Source organism: Tamlana sp. I1, assembly GCF_015355625.1.
Classification (GTDB): domain Bacteria; phylum Bacteroidota; class Bacteroidia; order Flavobacteriales; family Flavobacteriaceae; genus Pseudotamlana.
Genome location: NZ_JACLAF010000001.1, coordinates 329,188 through 348,727 on the forward strand (window position 1 = coordinate 329,188; position 19,540 = coordinate 348,727).

The following is a 19,540-nucleotide window of genomic DNA, read 5'->3' on the forward strand; positions in this document are numbered from 1 at the left end:
AAGATAATTTGAATTACGAATTTTTTATAGCTAAACGCATTATTGGCAGTAAAGCGTATAAAAGTAGCATTTCGGCACCAATAATAAAAATTGGCATCGCTGCAATTGCTATTGGTATTGTGGTGATGATGATTGCGATCGCCACAGGAATTGGTTTGCAACAAAAAATTCGTGATAAAGTTGTAGCATTTAATGGGCATGTTACCATTTCAAATTATGACAGCAACCATTCTAATGAAAGTAGTGTCCCAATCTCAAAAAATCAAGATTTTTATCCTGAATTTAAATCGGTTAGCGGCGTTAAACACGTGCAAGCAGTGGCATCAAAATTTGGAGTTATTAGAACGGAAACCGATTTTGAAGCCGCTTTTTTAAAAGGGGTTGGTAGTGATTTTGATTGGCGTTATTTTAAAGATTTTTTAGTTGAAGGCCACCTGCCAGACTATACAAATAAGCGTAATGAAGATATTTTAATATCAACCTATTTAGCAAACCGATTGAATTTTAAGGTGGGTGATAAGATGCAAATGGTTTTTGCAAAGGAAGATCCTGAGAAAATTCCAAACATCATCACTTTTAAAATTGTGGGTATTTATAATTCAGGATTTCAGGAGTTGGATGCGCAATATATTATTGGCGATATTCGGCATTTACAACGTATAAACCGTTGGGATGAAGATGAAATTGGGACTTTTGAAGTGTTTTTAGAAGATTACAATCAATTAGACGAAAAGAGTCGTGAAATTTATGAAAACACACCTTCAACATTTAATACCCAAAGCATCACCGATAGATATTATTCTGTTTTCGAATGGATAAAAATATTTGATAAAAATATTTATGGCATCATCGGGATTATGATTCTTATTGCAGGCATAAATATGATAACTGCTTTATTGGTTTTAATTTTAGAGCGTACCCAAATGATTGGTATTCTTAAAGCCTTAGGAAGTAACAATTGGAGCATTAGAAAACTGTTTTTGTTCAACGCCTCTTATTTAATTCTTTTAGGGTTATTCTGGGGAAATGTTATTGGTTTAGGATTACTTTTTCTTCAGAAGTATTTTAAATTATTACCCCTAGATCCTAGTGTGTATTATGTAACCGAAGCACCAGTTTATATAAACTTAGGCTATATTGTAGCTTTAAATATTGGCACTTTAGTACTGTGTTTGCTTATGCTTTTATTGCCTTCATACATCATCACAAAAATATCACCTGTAAAAGCGATGCGTTTTCAGTAGGTTGTGATTGAAAAGTGTTTTTATAGGCTTTTATTTCGATGACTCTTTTCAAACAAATGTTAGTTCGAGTGATTTTCAATAGAAAATGGTGTCGAGAACAGAAGTTCAAAATAGAGTACTAATTCTTCGTATTCTATGTTTGGATTATCCCCTAGAGGGATTATAGGGGTGTTTGTATGGTTTTGATAAAAATTCCCAATTAATTATTCTCAATATCGCTAATATGATGCTCTAAAGCTTTCACCGAAATTTGAATTTCCATTATCAATAAAGCCAACGAAAGAATTAATAGAAGTAAGGCAAAACCAAATACCCAAATGGCAATAGTGTTTTGTTCAATATAAATTAATAGCATGGTAAGCACGCAAAGCAGTAAACTTGAAATGCCTGCAATTTGCATGGCGCGCGTAAGGTACAAGCGTTTTTTTATATTTCTTATTTGTCTTATATAACGCTCGTCGGGATTTTTAAGGTACTTATCATGTAAATCTCTAACCACTGAAGCATAGGCTAAAAAACGGTTGGTGTAAGCTAACATTATTAGTGAAATAGCCGAAAATAATAGCGCTGGCGTGTTTAAAGTAAGTTCGTGCATGTACAAGTAATTTTAGGCAAATTTACTAAGTTCCTTGCTTCTAAAATAATAAGCTTTTAAAATTTGGTGTTTTTGTGTAGGAATTTTATATTTAATTTATGAAGGAAGATTTTCTACATTACATCTGGAAAAATAAAAAATTTGAAATTCATCATTTAAAAACTACTGAAGGTGAAGCTGTAACCATTGCTTCGGTAGGGCAACATAATTTTAATTCGGGGCCCGATTTTTTTAATTCAAAATTAAATATTGGTCAACAACTTTGGGCTGGAAATGTAGAAATTCATGTAAAGTCTTCCGATTGGTATGTGCATAATCATGAGCAAGATCTGGCTTACGATAATGTGATTCTACACGTCGTTTGGGAACACGACACTGATGTATTCCGCAAAGATAATAGCGTAATTCCAACCTTAGAGCTTAAAAAGTACATACATCTTGAAATTTTAAACAGTTACGAAGCGCTATTTTCTAAAACTAATAGATGGATTAATTGTGAAAACGATTTTGCTTCAACCCAACCATTTATTTTAACGAATTGGTTGGAGCGTTTGTATTTTGAACGATTAGAGCGAAAATCGAAAACCATAGAACAACTTTTAAAGGCTTCCAAAAACGATTGGGAAGCGGTTTTGTTTAAAATGTTGGCTAAAAATTTCGGACTCAAAGTTAATGGGGATGCGTTTTTTTCTTTGGCTCAATCCATAGATTTTTCAATAGTGAGGAAAACGCAAAACAATCAAAATAAACTAGAAGCTTTATTTTTCGGGCAATCTGGTTTATTAGAGCAGGACATTGAAGATGCTTATTATTTAAGTTTGGTTGAAGACTATCAGTTTTTAAAGCAAAAATTTAAATTAGAAAATCAGCAGGTGTTGCCTTTGAAATTCTTTAGATTACGACCGCCTAATTTTCCAACCATACGATTGTCGCAATTGGCAAGTTTGTATTTTAAACATCAAAATTTGTTTTCAAAAATTATAGCTTCAAACGAATTGCAGCATTTTTATGAGTTATTTCATGTGGAAACTTCAGCCTATTGGAAAAACCATTACACATTTCAAAAATCATCTAAACCTTCCGTGAAAACGCTTAGTAAATCATTTGTCGACTTACTGTTAATAAACACCATTTTGCCACTTAAGTTCTTGTATGCAAAACAACGTGGCGAAGAAATTTCATCCGATTTAATAGCTATTTCAAATAAAATAGCTTCTGAAAGCAACGGGATTATCACCGCTTTTAATGCTTTAAAAAAAGTATCTGTGTCGTCTCTAGAATCTCAGGCTTTAATTCAGCTTAAAACAGAATATTGCGATAAAAATTTATGTTTAAAATGCGCGGTTGGCAATCAACTTTTAAGTAAATAGCTTTTAAAGCATTAAAGGATGTCTTAAATTGCGGCATGAACAATATTTACAAACTCTTATTGTTTTTTCAAAAACGCGGCTATTATGTTTGTCAGCGAATCGCTGATAAATTTGGAATTCGCGCCAAAGTTGTACGTACTTCTTTTATGTACCTCACTTTTGTAACTGTTGGTTTTGGTTTTGCCTTGTATTTATTTTTAGCTTTTTGGATTCGCATAAAAGACTTAATTTATACAAAACGCTCATCGGTTTTTGACTTATAGCCTATGAATCCAGTTGTAAAATTTTTTAGAATTAGAATCTATAAGGCGGTATTATTACTTTTTATTATTTTAATTATAGGTGTTTTAGGGTATCGTTTTATTGCCGATTATCCTTGGATTGATGCTTTGTACATGACCGTTATAACCATGACAACCGTTGGTTTTAGCGAAGTGGTTCCGCTAGATGCGGAATCTAAAATTTTTACAATTTTTTTAATTTTAGCCAGTGTTGTTATTGTGGGGTATGCCCTTTCCATAATTACCGAGTATATCTTAAGTAAAAATGATGTTGAAGAATTAAAACAGAAAAGGATGCAAAAAATGATTGATAGTTTTAAAAACCACATCGTTATTTGTGGCTACGGAAGAAACGGAAAACAAGCAGCAAGAAAGTTAAAAGCCTATAATAAACAATTTGTTGTTATTGAAAAGAATAAGGAGATGACCGAGCGCATGCAAATTGATGACATCCCTTATGTTATTGGAAATGCCAATGAAGACGAAATTTTAATCGCAGCAGGCGTAAACCGCGCGGCTTGTTTTATTTCGGCTTTGCCAAACGATGCCGATAACTTGTTTGTGGTGCTATCGGCAAGACAATTAAATAGTGAAATAAATATTATTAGTCGGGCTTCCAACGAATCGTCTTACGATAAGTTAAAATTTGCAGGGGCTAATAATGTAATTTTACCAGATAAAATAGGAGGCGATCACATGGCATCTTTAGTGGTAGTTCCTGGTTTAATGGAATTTATTGATAATTTATCTATTGTTGGAAAATCGGATATTAATGTTGAAGAAATTGCCGTTGAAAAACTTTATAATACCAAAGATTTAAAAACGATAAAAGATTTAGATTTAAGACGAAAAACGGGCTGTACCGTTATTGGTTATAAAGATGAAAATGGCGATTATATTGTAAATCCAGAAGCTGAATTAACCTTGGTGCCAAGCTCAAAAATCATCGTTTTAGGAAGACCAGAACAAATAGCCGTTTTAAATTCGTTATATAATATAGATTAGTTTTTTAACAAGCTCAGTTTTAAAAAACCATTTTTTTTTAGCATCTTGCTAACTTTTAAAACGAAATTCTCAAAAAAAAGTTATAATTACTACCTTATGAAGAAATTTAAAGAGTATACAGGTTGGTTTGTAGAGGCAATTTTTTACGAAATACCATTCTCTGAAACTTATAAAATCCCTTGGGTTTTAATTGTTTTGATGGGTGGTGCAATATTTTTTACCATTTATTTCAGATTTATAAACTTCACAGGATTTAGATCGGCATTGCGTGTGGTACAAGGAAAATATGAAGATATTGAAAAGCATGGTGCCGATACCTTATATGGTGATCAAACTCCAAATGAAGACGAAAATATTATAGAAACATTAAGGGATGATAGTGCGCACGGCGAAGTATCGCATTTCCAAGCTTTAACAGCAGCATTATCGGCAACCGTTGGTTTAGGAAACATTGCAGGTGTAGCAGTAGCCTTGTCTATTGGAGGGCCTGGAGCAACTTTTTGGATGATTGTGGCAGGTTTGCTTGGTATGGCTTCAAAATTTGCCGAATGTACGCTTGGTGTAAAATACAGAGATGTAGGCGAAGATGGTACAGTGTACGGCGGCCCAATGTACTATTTAACTAAAGGGCTTAAAGAAAAAGGTATGAAAGGCTTTGGTAAAGTACTCGCAGTGCTTTTTGCCATATTTGTAATTGGAGGTTCTTTTGGTGGCGGAAACATGTTTCAAGCCAATCAAGCTGCAGCACAGTTTACTAAATTATTTGCTTTCGAAAATTCAAATGCAGGCATGTATTTTGGTTTTGTAATGGCTGCCATTGTAGCGGTTGTTATTATTGGAGGTATTAAAAGAATTGCTTCGGTAACCGAAAAAATAGTACCCTTTATGGCAGGAATTTATGTCTTGGCAGCTTTAATTATTTTAGGAGCAAATTGGCATTTAATTGATGATGCCTTTGCTTTAATTTATGAAGGTGCTTTTTCTGGTTTAGGAATTGCCGGAGGTCTTGTAGGTGTTATGATTCAGGGGATTCGTCGTGGGGCTTTTTCAAACGAAGCTGGTGTTGGTAGTGCGGCTATTGCACACTCGGCAGTACGTACAAAATACCCTGCCAGTGAAGGTATTGTAGCGCTTTTAGAACCGTTTGTAGATACCGTGGTTATTTGTACCATGACGGCTTTAGTGATTGTAATTACTAATTTTGATGGTGGTTTTATGGAATACGGGGTTCCTATTAAAGAGGGGGTTGAGTTAACGGCGATTGCTTTCGATTCTGTGATTCCGCATTTCTCGATCGTTTTAACCATTGCTGTTATTTTGTTTGCTTTTTCAACCATGATTTCTTGGTCGTACTACGGGATGCAAGGTTGGGTGTTCTTATTCGGAAAAGGAAAAGTAAGCGATTTAGTTTATAAGTTTTTATTCTTAATCTTTGTAGTAATTGGTTCATCAATAAGTCTTGGAGCAGTTATCGATTTCTCTGATGCCATGATTTTCGCTATGGTAGTGCCAAACATTATTGGTGTTGTTATTTTATCACCAGTTATTAATCGTGAGTTAAAAAAATACTTGAAGGCTATTAAGGTAAAAGAAGAAGCATTAGATGAAGGTGCCGAAGACTTAACTAAGCACATGTAATAGTTTAAATAATATACATTATACGATATGAAGTCCCATTTCACGTTTTCTAAAAATCAGCGAAATGGGATTTTTTTATTGGTTGTCCTTATTGTTGTTTTTCAAAGTATTTATGTTTTTGTTGATTTCTCTTCGGAAGACATAAAAGTTAACAAAACACAATTGGCTTTTTTTGAAAAGGAGGTCGATTCTTTAAGGTTGCTAAAACTAGAAGAAGCCAAACCAAAAATGAAACCTTTCAATCCTAATTATATTGATGACTATAAAGGTTCTGCACTAGGGATGACCACTGATGAGATTGATAGATTGTTAGCGTTTAGAAAGCAGAACAAGTGGATTAATTCTTCAGAACAGTTTAAAGCTGTTACCCAAATTTCCGATTCTCTTTTTAATGTGATATCTCCATATTTTAAATTTCCAAATTGGGTAGATACATCCGCAGAAAAAAAATCGAAACCGTATTCAAATCACAATACTCCAAAAAGTTATTCCCAAAAAGACGATTTAAACAAGGTTACGGCACAACAACTTCAAATGGTTAATGGGGTAGGGAAAGTGCTGTCCGAACGGATTATTAAATATAGAAATACGTTTGTTGGTGGTTTTATTTCAGATGTTCAGTTGGAAGAAGTCTATGGTTTATCGCCCGAGGTAATTCAGAAAATAACAAATACGTTTACTGTTAAAACACCTAAAATCATTCAGAAAATAGATTTAAATACTTCAACAGTTGAAGATTTAGTAACCATACCTTATATAGATTACGATTTGGCTTATGAAATTATTGAACAACGCCAATTGAGAGCTGGTTATAAATCGTGGAATGATTTATTGAAAGTAAAAGACTTCCCTGTAAATAAAATCAATATAATTCGATTATATTTGCTCCTCGAAAAAAAAATAAATGAATAGTATGTACTTCACTGAAGAGCATCATCTTTTTAGAAAGAGCCTTCAAGATTTTTTACAAAAGGAAGTTGTTCCTCACATTGAAAAATGGGAGCAATCTGGAAATATCGAAAGATTTATTTGGAAGAAATTTGGAGACATGGGCTTTTTTGGAATTAACTATCCGGAAGCTTATGGTGGTATGAATTTAGATTTATTCTATACCATCATTCTTTTAGAAGAACTTCAAAAAATAAATTCTGGTGGTTTTGCAGCTGCTATTTGGGCGCATACTTATTTAGCAATGACGCACCTCAATGCGGAAGGCAGTGAAGCGATTAAACAAAAATATTTAGCACCTAGTATTTCTGGCGATAAAATTGGATGCCTTTGCATTACCGAACCTTTTGGAGGAAGTGATGTTGCAGGCATGAAAACCACCGCTGTTAAACAAGGTGATTTTTACACCATTAATGGTTCTAAAACATTTATTACTAACGGCATTTTAAGCGACTATTTAATTGTTGCAGCCAAAACTGCTGTTGAAGCTGGAGGAAAAGGGATTAGTATTTTTGTGCTAGACAGAGATATGCCTGGTATATCGGCAACCAAATTAGATAAATTAGGTTGGCGTGCTTCAGATACCGCAGAACTAGCCTTCGATAATGTAAAAGTACCCGTTGAAAATCTTTTAGGTGAAGAAGGAAAAGGGTTTCCTTATATTATGCAGCATTTTTCATTGGAGCGTTTAATAATGGGTGTTAATGCACATGCTCGTGCAGAATTTGCATTGGAGTATGCTTTAAAATATATGAACGAACGTCATGCTTTTGGAAGGTCAATCGATCAATTTCAAGCTTTACGTCATACTGTTGCCGACTTGCAAACCGAAGTAGAATTCTGTAAAGCTTTTAATTATTCGGTAACTTATCGCTTAAATCAAGGGGAGTACGTGGTAAAAGAAGCAACGATGTCTAAGTTAAAAACAACCAAAGTAGCCGACGATGTTATTTACCAATGCCTACAATTTTTAGGTGGATATGGTTATATGGAAGATTATCCAATGGCAAGATTGCTTCGCGACAGCCGTTTAGGTCCTATTGGTGGTGGAACTTCAGAGATTTTGAGAGAGATTTTAGCTAAAATTATTATCGATAAAAAAACATACAAGCCAGCGACGTAATTTTTGGTTGCTAGTATTCTTCTGAATTTTATAAATAAAACAGCAAAAAGTACTTGTATAAGTACTTTTTGCTGTTTTTGTATTAAGGAAACAGTAAATTACACAGATTTTAGGTCAAACCTTAAGCATTAAAAGGAGATTTACAGGGCTATTGGTTTAGACGAATTACATCAGAACATCGGTTGGTTTATAAGCATAAAGATGATCAAATATGGATTGCTGCATGTCGGTATCATTATGGTAAATAATTTTTTTAAAAAATAATTTTAGAATTAATAAATATTTTTATATTTGCAGCCTGAAAATTCTAAAAGAAAGGAGGTTAAGACACTATGTTAATAATACCAATTAAAGAAGGAGAAAATATAGATAGAGCGCTAAAGCGTTATAAGCGTAAGTTTGATAGAACTGGAACAAAACGTCAGTTACAAACACGTAAGCAATTTGACAAGCCTTCAGTAACACGTAGAGCACAAATTCAAAAAGCGCAATACATTCAAGGACTAAGAGATGCAGAGAATGTTTAATATCCAGCAATCTTAATATGATTATTAAAATCCCGCAATTAGCGGGATTTTTTTTGCTTTATATTTTCATTATAATTAGTTTAACAGGCATAAGTTGTACTACAATTATTAAACATCTAACTTTAAGCATTAAACCGTTTCAAATGGCTTTCAAATCATTTACAGATTATTTATTACTTGAAAAAAATTATTCAAAGTTAACGGTTAAGGCGTATTCTAATGATATCACAGATTTTTCAGATTTTATAAAAAATACTTTTGATTCAGATTCAATTCATGATGTGAATTATTCACAAATAAGATCTTGGATTGTGCTGCTGAATGAAAAAGGCATTTCCAATAGAACCATTAACAGAAAAGTTTCTGCTTTAAATACCTATTATAAATTTCTTTTGAAAGTTGGCGATATCAAATTGAATCCCTTATCAAAACATAAAGCTTTAAAAACGAGCAAAAAAATACAAATCCCCTTTTCGGAAGCTGAAATTAAAACAGTTTTAGACGACTTAAATTTTGTCGACGATTTTGAAAGTCTGCGTAATAAATTAATTATTGAGTTGTTTTATTCAACAGGCATACGAAGAATTGAGCTCGTCGAGTTGAAATTATCAAGTTTAGATTTACACAATAAAACGTTAAAAGTATTAGGGAAACGAAATAAGGAACGTATTATTCCGTTAATTAGTTCCGTTGTAGAAACAGTAAAAAGGTATTTAAAAGTTAGAAGTGACTTAGAAGAGATTGTAGACCGTGAGGGATTGTTTTTAACCCAAAAAGGCGTTAAAATATATGAAACACTTGTGTACAGAATAATAAATGATTATTTTAGTTTGGCATCTTCGAAAGTAAAGAAGAGTCCACATATACTAAGACACTCCTTTGCAACACATTTATTAAACCAAGGTGCCGATTTAAATGCTGTTAAAGAACTTCTAGGACATTCAAGTTTGGCTGCTACACAAGTTTATACACATAACAGTATAGCCGAACTTAAAAAAGTGCATGTAAATGCACATCCAAGGAGTAAAAAACAATAAAAAATTTATGTCTAACCAAGAATAAGTAGTGTGAAATTAGTTTTGAAGCGTTAAATAGATCTTACTAATTAATCAAGATAAATTTCATAGCACTTATTTGTTAAATTAAAAGTAAACAGATGAAAGTAAACACACAATCCGTAAATTTTCATGCCGATGAAAAATTGTTAACGTTTATCCAAAAACGTATGGATAAATTAGATTTGTTTTATGACAAGGTTATTAAATCAGATGTTTTTTTAAAAGTAGAAAACACAAGCGATAAAGAAAATAAAATATTTGAAGCCCGTGTTAGTGTTCCTGGGGATAGTTTTATAGTTAAAAAACAATGTAAAAGTTTTGAAGAAGGTACGGATATGGCAGTTGCATCGTTAGAAAGACAGCTAAAAAAGCGAAAAGAAAAATTAAGAGCACATTTATAGTAAAATTTTTGTAAAAATGTTTTGAATAATATAAAAAAACTATACATTTGCAGTCCGTTAGAAATAGCGGACTTTTTTTATGTGTAAAAAAGGTAGAAAAAAGCCGATGTAGCTCAGCTGGCTAGAGCAGCTGATTTGTAATCAGCAGGTCGTGGGTTCGAGTCCCTCCATCGGCTCTGAAATATTGAAAAGCGAACAGGAAGTTAAATGGTGTTGTAAACATTGTTAAACTTGGGACGAGAAGTTTATCCTGAGCGTGGTCGAAGGGAGTCCCTCCATCGGCTCTAAATTCCTTCGAATGAAGGAATCTCAAAATTTTAATGTTTTGAGAAGTTCTTTAAAAAAAACTAAAAAATAACTTTGAAATTTTATAATAGAAATTTCAAGTGGTCCGGGGAGATACTCAAGCGGCCAACGAGGGCAGACTGTAAATCTGCTGACTACGTCTTCGCAGGTTCGAATCCTGCTCTCCCCACAACAAATTTCTGTGCAGGCAGAAATCTAATTGAAATATTGAAAACCAAGATAAGTTAAAGCTTATCAAAATGCGAGAGTAGCTCAGTTGGTAGAGCGTCAGCCTTCCAAGCTGAATGTCGCCGGTTCGAACCCGGTCTCTCGCTCTAAGCGAGGAGCAGGTGAGAAGTTTATGCTGAGCATAGTCGAAGTAAACCCGGTCTCTCGCTCCAATTCCTGTAAAGTCAGGAATCTCTTCTTTTAAGGTATATGCTTGAAAGAATAGGGAATAAAAACTTTACGCCGGTGTAGCTCAGGGGTAGAGCGTTTCCTTGGTAAGGAAGAGGTCACGAGTTCAATTCTCGTCATTGGCTCTATATTGAGATTGAAAAAATTAGAATACACTAATATTATTATATAACTAAGATTAAAATTATTTAAAAACATGGCAAAGGCAACTTTCGATCGTTCAAAACCACACTTAAATATTGGTACAATTGGACACGTAGATCACGGTAAAACAACTTTAACTGCTGCTATTACTAAAGTATTAGCTGATGCAGGTTTCTCAGAAGCAAGATCATTTGATCAAATTGATAACGCTCCAGAAGAAAAAGAAAGAGGTATTACAATTAATACTTCACACGTAGAATATCAAACAGCTAACCGTCATTACGCTCACGTTGACTGTCCAGGTCACGCCGATTACGTAAAGAACATGGTTACTGGTGCTGCTCAAATGGATGGTGCAATCTTAGTGGTTGCTGCTACTGATGGTCCTATGCCACAAACTCGCGAGCACATCTTATTAGGTCGTCAAGTAGGAATTCCTCGTATCGTTGTTTTCTTAAACAAAGTTGATATGGTTGATGATGAAGAGCTTTTAGAATTAGTAGATATGGAAGTTAGAGATTTATTATCTTTCTATGAGTACGATGGGGATAATGGTCCTGTAGTTTCAGGTTCTGCTTTAGGAGCACTTAATGGTGAGCAAAAATGGGTTGATACTGTATTAGAATTAATGCAAGCTTGTGATGATTGGATCGAAGAGCCTGTACGTGATATGGATAAGCCTTTCTTAATGCCTATCGAAGATGTATTCTCTATTACTGGTCGTGGTACTGTTGCAACTGGTCGTATTGAAACTGGTGTTGCTCAAACAGGAGATCCTGTAGAGATTATTGGTATGGGTGCTGAGAAATTAACATCTACAATTACAGGTATCGAAATGTTCCGTCAAATCTTAGATAGAGGTGAAGCTGGAGATAACGCAGGTATCTTATTAAGAGGTATTGAGAAATCTCAAATTTCAAGAGGTATGGTTATTACTAAACCAGGTTCTGTAACTCCTCACTCTAAATTTAAAGCTGAGGTTTATATCTTGAAAAAAGAAGAAGGTGGACGTCATACTCCATTCCATAATAACTACCGTCCACAGTTCTACGTACGTACAACTGACGTAACTGGAAACATTGCGCTTCCTGATGGAGTTGAGATGGTTATGCCTGGAGACAACTTAACTATTACTGTTGAGTTAATTCAACCAATTGCAATGAACGTAGGTTTACGTTTCGCTATCCGTGAAGGTGGTAGAACAGTTGGTGCAGGTCAGGTAACTGAAATATTAGACTAATTATAGTTTAAATAAATATTAAGTTAAGGTATTTCGTAAACTATCGGAATACCTTGACTTATGTTTACGGGCGTAGCTCAGTTGGTAGAGCACTGGTCTCCAAAACCAGGTGTCGGGAGTTCGAGTCTCTCCGCCCGTGCATAAATTGAAAATGCTATCTAAATAAAGGTGTTTTCATAGTAAACATACACACGATACGAGAAGTTTATCCCGAGCAAGTCAAAGGAAATTTATCAAACCGTGTATTATTAATAAGCTCGCTTATTAAGATAAAGAGGAGTACGACTTCAATTTAGACTAAAAAAATAAAGAAAATGGCTGGAATTGTAAACTATATAAAAGAATCATTCGGAGAACTAAAAAATAATGTGACTTGGCCTACTTGGGCTGAAGGACAGAGTTTAACTGTTTTGGTGGCTGTATTTTCAATTATATTTTCTCTAGCTATTTGGGGAGTAGATACCGTATTCAGCAAAGTTATAGCGACTTACTTTCAATGGATTAGTTAACACTAAACAGTAAAAAGAATATTTATGTCTGAAGTAAGCGAAAAAAAATGGTATGTTGTTCGTGCTGTAAGTGGTCAGGAAAACAAAATCAAAACCTATATCGAGAATGAGATTGCTCGTTTAGGTATGCAAGATTATGTTGACCAAGTTTTAGTACCAACAGAACGTGTTGTACAAGTCCGTAACGGGAAAAAAATTCACAAAGAAAAAGTGTTTTTTCCTGGCTATATAATGATTCAAGCTAATTTAACTGGTGAAGTTCCTCACATTATAAGATCGGTTACTAATGTAATTGGTTTTTTAGGTGAAACTAAAGGAGGTGATCCTGTGCCATTAAGACAATCTGAAGTTAACAGAATGTTAGGTAAAGTAGATGAATTATCAGTAGAGGAAACCGCAAATGTAGCGATTCCATTTACTAAAGGAGAAACCGTTAAAGTAATTGATGGACCATTCAATGGATTTGATGGTACTATCGAAAAGATTAACGAAGAGAAGCGTAAACTTGAAGTAATGGTGAAAATCTTCGGAAGAAAAACACCATTAGAATTAAGTTATATGCAAGTTGAAAAAGTATAATAATGTTACAGTAAGATAGATGAGTCTTTCGCTTCCAAAAGAGAGATAAATCAAAATTAAATTATTAAAAATGGCAAAAGAATTAGGTAAAGTAGTTAAGTTACAAGTTCGGGGAGGTGCAGCGAATCCGTCGCCACCGGTTGGACCCGCTTTAGGAGCTGCAGGTGTTAACATCATGGAGTTCTGTAAGCAATTCAATGCTAGAACCCAAGATAAGGCTGGTAAAGTATTACCAGTTGTTATATCTGTTTACAAAGACAAATCATTTGACTTTGTAATCAAAACTCCACCTGCTGCTGTTCAGTTAATGGAAGCAGCTAAGTTGAAGAAGGGTTCTGGGGAGCCAAACCGTAAAAAAGTAGCTAAAGTATCTTGGGATCAGATCAAGACTATAGCAGAAGACAAAATGGTAGATTTAAATGCATTTACTCCAGAGTCGGCTATGAAAATGATTGCTGGTACAGCAAGATCAATGGGAATAACTGTAACAGGGAAATTTCCTTCTTAATCTATAAAAGACATTAGAAAATGGCAAGATTAACAAAAAAGCAAAAAGAAGCTTTAGCGAAATTAGAAAAAGGAAGAGTATATTCATTAGAAGATGCATCGGCCTTAGTAAAAGAAATTACCAATACGAAATTTGATGCGTCTGTGGATATCGCAGTACGTTTAGGAGTAGATCCTCGTAAAGCAAATCAAATGGTAAGAGGTGTTGTATCTCTTCCTCATGGTACTGGTAAAGATGTAAAAGTATTAGCATTAGTAACACCAGATAAAGAAGCAGAAGCTAAAGAAGCTGGTGCTGATTATGTAGGTTTAGACGAGTACCTTGATAAAATCAAGAGTGGTTGGACCGATGTAGATGTTATTATTACTATGCCAAGCGTTATGGGTAAATTAGGTCCTTTAGGACGTGTATTAGGTCCTCGTGGTTTAATGCCTAACCCAAAAACAGGTACAGTAACTATGGATGTTGCTAAAGCTGTAACAGAAGTAAAAGCTGGTAAAATTGACTTTAAAGTTGACAAAACTGGTATTGTACACGCTGCTATAGGAAAAGCATCATTTAGTGCTGATAAAATTGCAGACAATGCAAATGAATTATTAACAACATTAATTAAATTGAAACCAACAACTGCAAAAGGGGTATACGTAAAAAGCATCTTTATGTCTTCTACAATGAGCCCAAGTATCGCTGTTGATCCTAAAGTTGGTTAATTAAGTTAAAACTTTTATTATGACAAGAGAAGAAAAATCATTAGTAATTGAGGAATTAACTGCAGACTTAGCTAATAACGCAAATATCTATTTAGCAGATATTTCAGGATTAAACGCGGGTACTACCTCAGATTTACGTCGTGCTGCTTTTAAAGCAAACGTACAAATGGCAGTTGTTAAAAATACATTACTTGCAAAAGCAATGGAAGCTTCAGATCGTGATTTTGGAGATTTACCTTCAGTGCTTAAAGGAAATACATCTGTGATGTATTCTGAAACAGGTAACGTACCAGCTAAATTAATTAAAACCTTCCGTAAGAAATCAGAAAAGCCTTTATTAAAAGGAGCTTTTATTGAGGAAGCGGTTTACATTGGTGACGCTCAGTTAGACATGTTAGTAGATATCAAGTCTAAAGAAGAGTTATTAGGTGAGATTATTGGCTTATTACAATCTCCTGCTAAAAACGTTGTTTCTGCACTTAAATCAGGTGGTAGCACAATAGCAGGACTTATTAAAACACTATCTGAAAAAGAAGGATAGTCTTAAATAGTACGCACTTTATTACAAATATATTATTACAAAATTATTAAAACGATAGAAAAATGGCAGATTTAAAAGATTTCGCAGAACAATTAGTTAACCTTACTGTAAAAGAAGTAAATGAGTTAGCAACTATATTAAAAGATGAGTATGGTATCGAGCCTGCTGCTGCTGCTGCAGTTGCTGTTGCTGGTCCTGCTGCAGGTGGTGAAGCTGAAGAAGCTCAAACTGAATTTGATGTTATTTTAAAAGCGGCTGGTGGTTCTAAATTAGCAGTTGTAAAATTAGTTAAAGAATTAACTGGTTTAGGATTAAAAGAAGCTAAAGGTTTAGTTGACGATGCACCAAGTGCAATCAAAGAAGCAGTTTCTAAAGACGAAGCTGAAGCATTAAAAGCATCTTTAGAAGAGGCTGGAGCAGAGGTTGAGCTTAAGTAAGCTTAGTACCTTAAACACATAAAGGTTTAGGTCTGAAGAATCGTCTTCAGATCTAAACCATTTTGCGTATATAACAGTTATATACGTTACTATTATTTTTTTTAATCAAAATTCCGTCCATTGATGTTATCAACACAAGCTGAAAGATTAAATTTCTCTTCTATTGTAAATAGAACGGAATATCCAGACTTCTTGGATATTCAGATTAAATCCTTCCAGGATTTTTTCCAACTAGAAACTAAATCAGAGGAAAGAGGTGATGAAGGTCTTTACAATACTTTCATGGAAAACTTTCCAATTACAGATTCTCGTAATCAATTCGTATTAGAATTTTTAGATTACTTCGTAGATCCACCAAGATACGCTATTGAAGAGTGTATTGAGAGAGGACTTACTTACAGCGTTCCGCTAAAGGCTAGGTTAAAGTTATATTGTACAGACCCTGAACATGAGGATTTCGAAACCATTGTTCAAGATGTGTACTTAGGAACTATTCCTTACATGACGCCTTCTGGAACTTTTTGTATTAATGGTGCAGAACGTGTTGTTGTTTCTCAATTGCACCGTTCGCCAGGAGTTTTCTTCGGGCAATCTTTCCATGCTAATGGAACAAAATTATATTCAGCAAGAGTTATTCCTTTCAAAGGATCGTGGATTGAGTTTGCTACAGATATTAACCAGGTAATGTATGCTTACATTGATAGAAAGAAAAAATTACCTGTTACTACGCTTTTCCGTGCTATCGGTTTCGAGCGTGATAAAGACATTTTAGAGATTTTTGATTTAGCCGAAGAAGCTAAAGTTTCAAAATCTGGATTAAAGAAATATTTAGGAAGAAAATTAGCTGCACGTGTATTAAATACATGGCATGAAGATTTTGTTGATGAAGATACGGGAGAGGTTGTATCTATCGAGCGTAACGAGATTGTGCTTGATCGTGATACCATTCTTGACAAAGATAATATAGAAGAAATTCTTGAAGCTGATGTAAAGACGATTCTTTTACACAAAGAAAGTACTGAACAAGGTGATTATGCCATTATTCACAATACGCTTCAAAAAGATCCAACAAACTCTGAAAAAGAGGCTGTTGAACATATTTACAGACAACTACGTAATGCTGAGCCGCCAGATGAGGAAACAGCACGTGGTATTATAGATAAATTATTCTTTTCAGATCAACGTTACTCTTTAGGAGAGGTTGGTCGTTATAGAATGAACAAAAAATTAGGTCTTGATATTGGAATGGACAAGCAAGTGCTTACCAAAGAAGATATCATTACCATTATAAAATATTTAATCGAGCTTATCAACTCTAAAGCAGAGATTGATGATATTGATCACTTATCTAACCGTCGTGTACGTACTGTTGGTGAGCAATTATCATCTCAGTTTGGTGTTGGTTTAGCACGTATGGCACGTACTATTCGTGAGCGTATGAACGTTCGTGATAACGAGGTATTTACTCCAATAGATTTAATTAATGCTAAGACTTTATCGTCTGTAATTAATTCTTTCTTCGGTACAAACCAGTTATCTCAATTTATGGATCAAACCAATCCACTTGCTGAAATCACGCACAAGCGTCGTTTATCAGCTCTTGGACCAGGAGGTTTATCTAGAGAGCGTGCAGGTTTCGAAGTACGTGATGTTCACTATACGCACTACGGACGTTTATGTCCTATTGAAACACCAGAGGGACCAAACATTGGTTTAATTTCTTCACTTTCTGTTTATGCAAAAGTGAACCCAATGGGATTCATCGAAACGCCTTATAGAAAAGTAACTGATGGTGTTGTTGATATTAAAAATGAACCAACTTATTTAAGTGCAGAAGAGGAAGAAGAAAAATTAATCGCACAAGCAACTGTAAAAGTTGATAACGATGGTAAAATTCTTCATGATAAAGTAATTGCAAGAATGGAAGGTGACTTCCCTGTAATTGATCCTAGCGAATTACATTATACTGATGTTGCGCCAAATCAAATTTCTTCAATTTCGGCTTCTTTAATTCCATTCTTAGAGCATGATGATGCGAATAGAGCCTTGATGGGATCTAACATGATGCGTCAAGCCGTGCCATTATTAAGAGTAGATGCACCAATTGTAGGAACTGGTTTAGAGCGTCAAGTAGCTTCAGATTCTAGAGTATTAATTAATGCTGAAGGACGAGGAGAAGTACTTTATGTTGATGCTAAAGAAATTAAAATTAGATACGATCGTACTGAAGATGAAGCTAAAGTAAGTTTTGATAGCGATATTAAAACATACCAATTAGTAAAATTCAGAAAAACGAATCAAGGCACGTCTATCAATCTTAAACCTATTGTTGTTAAAGGTGATATCGTTACTAAAGGTCAAGTTTTATGTGAAGGGTATGCGACTCAAAAAGGAGAGCTTGCTTTAGGTAGAAATATGAAAGTTGCCTTCATGCCTTGGAAAGGGTATAACTTTGAGGATGCGATTGTAATTTCTGAAAAAGTAGTTCGTGAAGATATCTTTACTTCTATCCATATCGATGAGTATTCTCTTGAAGTTAGAGATACGAAATTAGGTAACGAAGAATTAACTAACGATATTCCTAACGTTTCTGAAGAGGCTACTAAAGACTTAGATGAAAACGGAATGATTCGCGTTGGTGCCGAGGTTAAACCTGGCGATATTCTTATTGGTAAGATTACGCCAAAAGGTGAATCTGATCCAACTCCTGAAGAAAAATTATTACGTGCGATCTTTGGTGATAAAGCTGGAGATGTAAAAGATGCTTCTTTAAAAGCTTCACCATCTTTAAATGGTGTTGTTATTGAAAAGAAATTATTCGCTAGAGCCGTAAAAGATAAACGTAAAAGAGCGCAAGATAAAGATGATATTCTTGCTTTAGAAGCGCAATACGATAGAAAGTTTGACGATTTAAAAGATGTTTTAGTTGATAAACTATTCAACATTGTAAATGGAAAAACTGCTCAAGGTATTTTTAATGATTTAGGTGAAGAAGTATTACCAAAAGGTAAAAAATTCACACTTAAAATGTTAAATGCTGTTGATGATTATGCGCATTTAGTGTCTGGAAAATGGACCACTGATGATCATACCAATCAATTAGTTGCCGATTTAATTCACAACTACAAAATTAAAGAAAACGACTTACAAGGTTCTTTACGTCGTGAGAAGTTTACAATTTCTGTGGGAGATGAATTACCAGCAGGTATTATAAAATTAGCTAAAGTTTACATTGCTAAAAAACGTAAACTTAAAGTAGGTGATAAAATGGCAGGACGTCACGGTAACAAAGGTATTGTTGCTCGTATCGTTCGTCAAGAAGATATGCCATTCTTAGAAGATGGAACGCCTGTTGATATTGTATTAAATCCACTTGGTGTACCATCACGTATGAACATCGGGCAGATTTATGAAACGGTATTAGGATGGGCTGGACAAAAATTAGGTCGTAAATATGCGACACCAATTTTTGATGGTGCTACAATCGATCAAATTAACGGATTTACAGATGAAGCTGGAATTCCAAGATATGGTCATACGTATTTATACGATGGTGGAACTGGTCAGCGTTTCGATCAACCAGCAACAGTTGGTGTGATTTACATGCTGAAACTAGGACACATGGTTGATGATAAAATGCACGCACGTTCTATAGGACCTTACTCTTTAATTACACAACAACCATTAGGTGGTAAAGCACAATTTGGTGGTCAGCGTTTTGGAGAGATGGAAGTATGGGCACTTGAAGCATACGGTGCTTCAGCTACCCTAAGAGAAATATTGACGGTTAAATCTGATGATGTTATTGGTAGAGCTAAAACTTACGAAGCAATCGTAAAAGGAGAGCCAATGCCAGATCCAGGATTACCAGAATCATTCAACGTACTTATGCACGAATTGAAAGGTTTAGGATTAGACATCAGATTAGAAGAGTAAAAAATAGTTAACAGTTCAGTGTTTAGTGAAAACTGAACACTGGG

The 19,540-nt window shown here is 34.5% G+C and carries 19 protein-coding genes, 5 tRNA genes and 1 pseudogene; 24 read left to right on the plus strand and 1 reads right to left on the minus strand.

Features of this window, described 5'->3' with window-relative positions; genetic code table 11:
* The first annotated feature begins 8 nt into the window (after positions 1–8).
* Positions 9–1,244, plus strand: a complete 1,236-nt coding sequence (locus tag H6X70_RS01345; RefSeq protein ID WP_194765874.1) for an ABC transporter permease — start codon at positions 9–11, stop codon at positions 1,242–1,244.
* Between the two features lie 199 nt (positions 1,245–1,443).
* On the opposite strand, the gene H6X70_RS01350 is transcribed toward H6X70_RS01345, so the two are convergent.
* Positions 1,444–1,839, minus strand: coding sequence for a DUF2721 domain-containing protein (locus H6X70_RS01350; protein WP_194765875.1), 396 nt, complete (start codon positions 1,837–1,839; stop codon positions 1,444–1,446).
* Between the two features lie 98 nt (positions 1,840–1,937).
* Here H6X70_RS01350 and H6X70_RS01355 point away from each other — a divergent pair, with 98 nt between their 5' ends.
* The 23 genes and pseudogenes from H6X70_RS01355 to rpoB all read left to right on the plus strand — a co-directional run bounded on the left by H6X70_RS01355 (position 1,938) and on the right by rpoB (position 19,496).
* Positions 1,938–3,209, plus strand: a complete 1,272-nt coding sequence (locus H6X70_RS01355; protein WP_194765876.1) for a DUF2851 family protein — start codon at positions 1,938–1,940, stop codon at positions 3,207–3,209.
* A 35-nt stretch (positions 3,210–3,244) separates the two neighbouring features.
* The gene (locus H6X70_RS01360; RefSeq protein WP_194765877.1) at positions 3,245–3,472 is read left to right on the plus strand and encodes a PspC domain-containing protein; all 228 of its coding nucleotides are present in this window, start codon (positions 3,245–3,247) and stop codon (positions 3,470–3,472) included.
* 3 nt (positions 3,473–3,475) lie between these two features.
* Positions 3,476–4,495, plus strand: a complete 1,020-nt coding sequence (locus H6X70_RS01365) for a potassium channel family protein (protein WP_194765878.1) — start codon at positions 3,476–3,478, stop codon at positions 4,493–4,495.
* Positions 4,496–4,591: 96 nt separating this feature from the next.
* Positions 4,592–6,133: an alanine/glycine:cation symporter family protein gene (locus H6X70_RS01370; protein WP_194765879.1), complete on the plus strand. Its 1,542-nt coding sequence runs from the start codon at positions 4,592–4,594 to the stop codon at positions 6,131–6,133.
* 27 nt (positions 6,134–6,160) lie between these two features.
* Entirely contained in the window at positions 6,161–7,045 is an 885-nt protein-coding gene (locus H6X70_RS01375; RefSeq protein WP_194765880.1) for a ComEA family DNA-binding protein, read from the plus strand.
* The gene (locus H6X70_RS01380; RefSeq protein WP_194765881.1) at positions 7,038–8,204 is read left to right on the plus strand and encodes an acyl-CoA dehydrogenase family protein; all 1,167 of its coding nucleotides are present in this window, start codon (positions 7,038–7,040) and stop codon (positions 8,202–8,204) included. The genes H6X70_RS01375 and H6X70_RS01380 overlap by 8 nt, the downstream gene beginning before the upstream one ends.
* A 140-nt stretch (positions 8,205–8,344) precedes the next feature.
* Positions 8,345–8,452 (plus strand): annotated as a pseudogene (locus H6X70_RS16855) (type II toxin-antitoxin system YoeB family toxin); the annotation flags it as partial.
* Between the two features lie 84 nt (positions 8,453–8,536).
* Positions 8,537–8,731, plus strand: coding sequence for a 30S ribosomal protein S21 (gene rpsU / locus H6X70_RS01390; RefSeq protein ID WP_194765882.1), 195 nt, complete (start codon positions 8,537–8,539; stop codon positions 8,729–8,731).
* 143 nt (positions 8,732–8,874) lie between these two features.
* Positions 8,875–9,768, plus strand: coding sequence for a tyrosine-type recombinase/integrase (locus H6X70_RS01395; RefSeq protein ID WP_194765883.1), 894 nt, complete (start codon positions 8,875–8,877; stop codon positions 9,766–9,768).
* A 119-nt stretch (positions 9,769–9,887) separates the two neighbouring features.
* Positions 9,888–10,190: a ribosome hibernation-promoting factor, HPF/YfiA family gene (gene hpf / locus H6X70_RS01400; protein ID WP_194765884.1), complete on the plus strand. Its 303-nt coding sequence runs from the start codon at positions 9,888–9,890 to the stop codon at positions 10,188–10,190.
* Positions 10,191–10,292: 102 nt separating this feature from the next.
* Positions 10,293–10,366, plus strand: a tRNA-Thr gene (locus H6X70_RS01405).
* Positions 10,367–10,583: 217 nt separating this feature from the next.
* A tRNA-Tyr gene (locus tag H6X70_RS01410) sits at positions 10,584–10,665 on the plus strand.
* Positions 10,666–10,737: 72 nt separating this feature from the next.
* Positions 10,738–10,810: transfer RNA gene (locus H6X70_RS01415), tRNA-Gly, on the plus strand.
* A gap of 135 nt (positions 10,811–10,945) precedes the next feature.
* A tRNA-Thr gene (locus H6X70_RS01420) sits at positions 10,946–11,017 on the plus strand.
* A gap of 71 nt (positions 11,018–11,088) precedes the next feature.
* Entirely contained in the window at positions 11,089–12,276 is a 1,188-nt protein-coding gene (gene tuf, locus H6X70_RS01425) for an elongation factor Tu (RefSeq protein ID WP_194765885.1), read from the plus strand.
* A gap of 66 nt (positions 12,277–12,342) precedes the next feature.
* A tRNA-Trp gene (locus H6X70_RS01430) sits at positions 12,343–12,415 on the plus strand.
* A 175-nt stretch (positions 12,416–12,590) separates the two neighbouring features.
* Positions 12,591–12,785 (plus strand): preprotein translocase subunit SecE, encoded by a 195-nt coding sequence (gene secE, locus H6X70_RS01435; protein ID WP_194765886.1) that lies wholly within the window; start codon positions 12,591–12,593, stop codon positions 12,783–12,785.
* Positions 12,786–12,809: 24 nt separating this feature from the next.
* On the plus strand, positions 12,810–13,364 hold the full coding sequence (nusG, locus tag H6X70_RS01440; RefSeq protein ID WP_194765887.1) for a transcription termination/antitermination protein NusG: 555 nt from the start codon (positions 12,810–12,812) through the stop codon (positions 13,362–13,364).
* 70 nt (positions 13,365–13,434) lie between these two features.
* Entirely contained in the window at positions 13,435–13,872 is a 438-nt protein-coding gene (gene rplK, locus H6X70_RS01445) for a 50S ribosomal protein L11 (RefSeq protein ID WP_194765888.1), read from the plus strand.
* A gap of 20 nt (positions 13,873–13,892) precedes the next feature.
* On the plus strand, positions 13,893–14,582 hold the full coding sequence (gene rplA / locus H6X70_RS01450; RefSeq protein ID WP_194765889.1) for a 50S ribosomal protein L1: 690 nt from the start codon (positions 13,893–13,895) through the stop codon (positions 14,580–14,582).
* Positions 14,583–14,601: 19 nt separating this feature from the next.
* Positions 14,602–15,123, plus strand: a complete 522-nt coding sequence (gene rplJ / locus H6X70_RS01455; protein WP_194765890.1) for a 50S ribosomal protein L10 — start codon at positions 14,602–14,604, stop codon at positions 15,121–15,123.
* A 62-nt stretch (positions 15,124–15,185) separates the two neighbouring features.
* Complete coding sequence (gene rplL, locus H6X70_RS01460) at positions 15,186–15,560, plus strand: 50S ribosomal protein L7/L12 (RefSeq protein WP_067148782.1); 375 nt, start codon at positions 15,186–15,188, stop codon at positions 15,558–15,560.
* Positions 15,561–15,683: 123 nt separating this feature from the next.
* Complete coding sequence (rpoB, locus tag H6X70_RS01465; RefSeq protein WP_194765914.1) at positions 15,684–19,496, plus strand: DNA-directed RNA polymerase subunit beta; 3,813 nt, start codon at positions 15,684–15,686, stop codon at positions 19,494–19,496.
* Positions 19,497–19,540: the final 44 nt, after the last annotated feature.

Bases quoted from the DNA above. Each gene is read 5' to 3' on its own strand.
- nusG (WP_194765887.1), top strand. From the start codon at position 12,810: ATGTCTGAAGTAAGCGAAAAAAAATGGTATGTTGTTCGTGCTGTAAGT.
- H6X70_RS01365 (WP_194765878.1), top strand. From the start codon at position 3,476: ATGAATCCAGTTGTAAAATTTTTTAGAATTAGAATCTATAAGGCGGTA.
- rpsU (WP_194765882.1), top strand. From the start codon at position 8,537: ATGTTAATAATACCAATTAAAGAAGGAGAAAATATAGATAGAGCGCTA.
- H6X70_RS01380 (WP_194765881.1), top strand. From the start codon at position 7,038: ATGAATAGTATGTACTTCACTGAAGAGCATCATCTTTTTAGAAAGAGC.
- secE (WP_194765886.1), top strand. From the start codon at position 12,591: ATGGCTGGAATTGTAAACTATATAAAAGAATCATTCGGAGAACTAAAA.
- rplL (WP_067148782.1), top strand. From the start codon at position 15,186: ATGGCAGATTTAAAAGATTTCGCAGAACAATTAGTTAACCTTACTGTA.
- rplJ (WP_194765890.1), top strand. From the start codon at position 14,602: ATGACAAGAGAAGAAAAATCATTAGTAATTGAGGAATTAACTGCAGAC.
- rplK (WP_194765888.1), top strand. From the start codon at position 13,435: ATGGCAAAAGAATTAGGTAAAGTAGTTAAGTTACAAGTTCGGGGAGGT.
- H6X70_RS01370 (WP_194765879.1), top strand. From the start codon at position 4,592: ATGAAGAAATTTAAAGAGTATACAGGTTGGTTTGTAGAGGCAATTTTT.
- H6X70_RS01360 (WP_194765877.1), top strand. From the start codon at position 3,245: ATGAACAATATTTACAAACTCTTATTGTTTTTTCAAAAACGCGGCTAT.
- rplA (WP_194765889.1), top strand. From the start codon at position 13,893: ATGGCAAGATTAACAAAAAAGCAAAAAGAAGCTTTAGCGAAATTAGAA.
- H6X70_RS01355 (WP_194765876.1), top strand. From the start codon at position 1,938: ATGAAGGAAGATTTTCTACATTACATCTGGAAAAATAAAAAATTTGAA.
- rpoB (WP_194765914.1), top strand. From the start codon at position 15,684: ATGTTATCAACACAAGCTGAAAGATTAAATTTCTCTTCTATTGTAAAT.
- H6X70_RS01350 (WP_194765875.1), bottom strand. From the start codon at position 1,839: ATGCACGAACTTACTTTAAACACGCCAGCGCTATTATTTTCGGCTATT.
- H6X70_RS01395 (WP_194765883.1), top strand. From the start codon at position 8,875: ATGGCTTTCAAATCATTTACAGATTATTTATTACTTGAAAAAAATTAT.
- tuf (WP_194765885.1), top strand. From the start codon at position 11,089: ATGGCAAAGGCAACTTTCGATCGTTCAAAACCACACTTAAATATTGGT.
- H6X70_RS01375 (WP_194765880.1), top strand. From the start codon at position 6,161: ATGAAGTCCCATTTCACGTTTTCTAAAAATCAGCGAAATGGGATTTTT.
- hpf (WP_194765884.1), top strand. From the start codon at position 9,888: ATGAAAGTAAACACACAATCCGTAAATTTTCATGCCGATGAAAAATTG.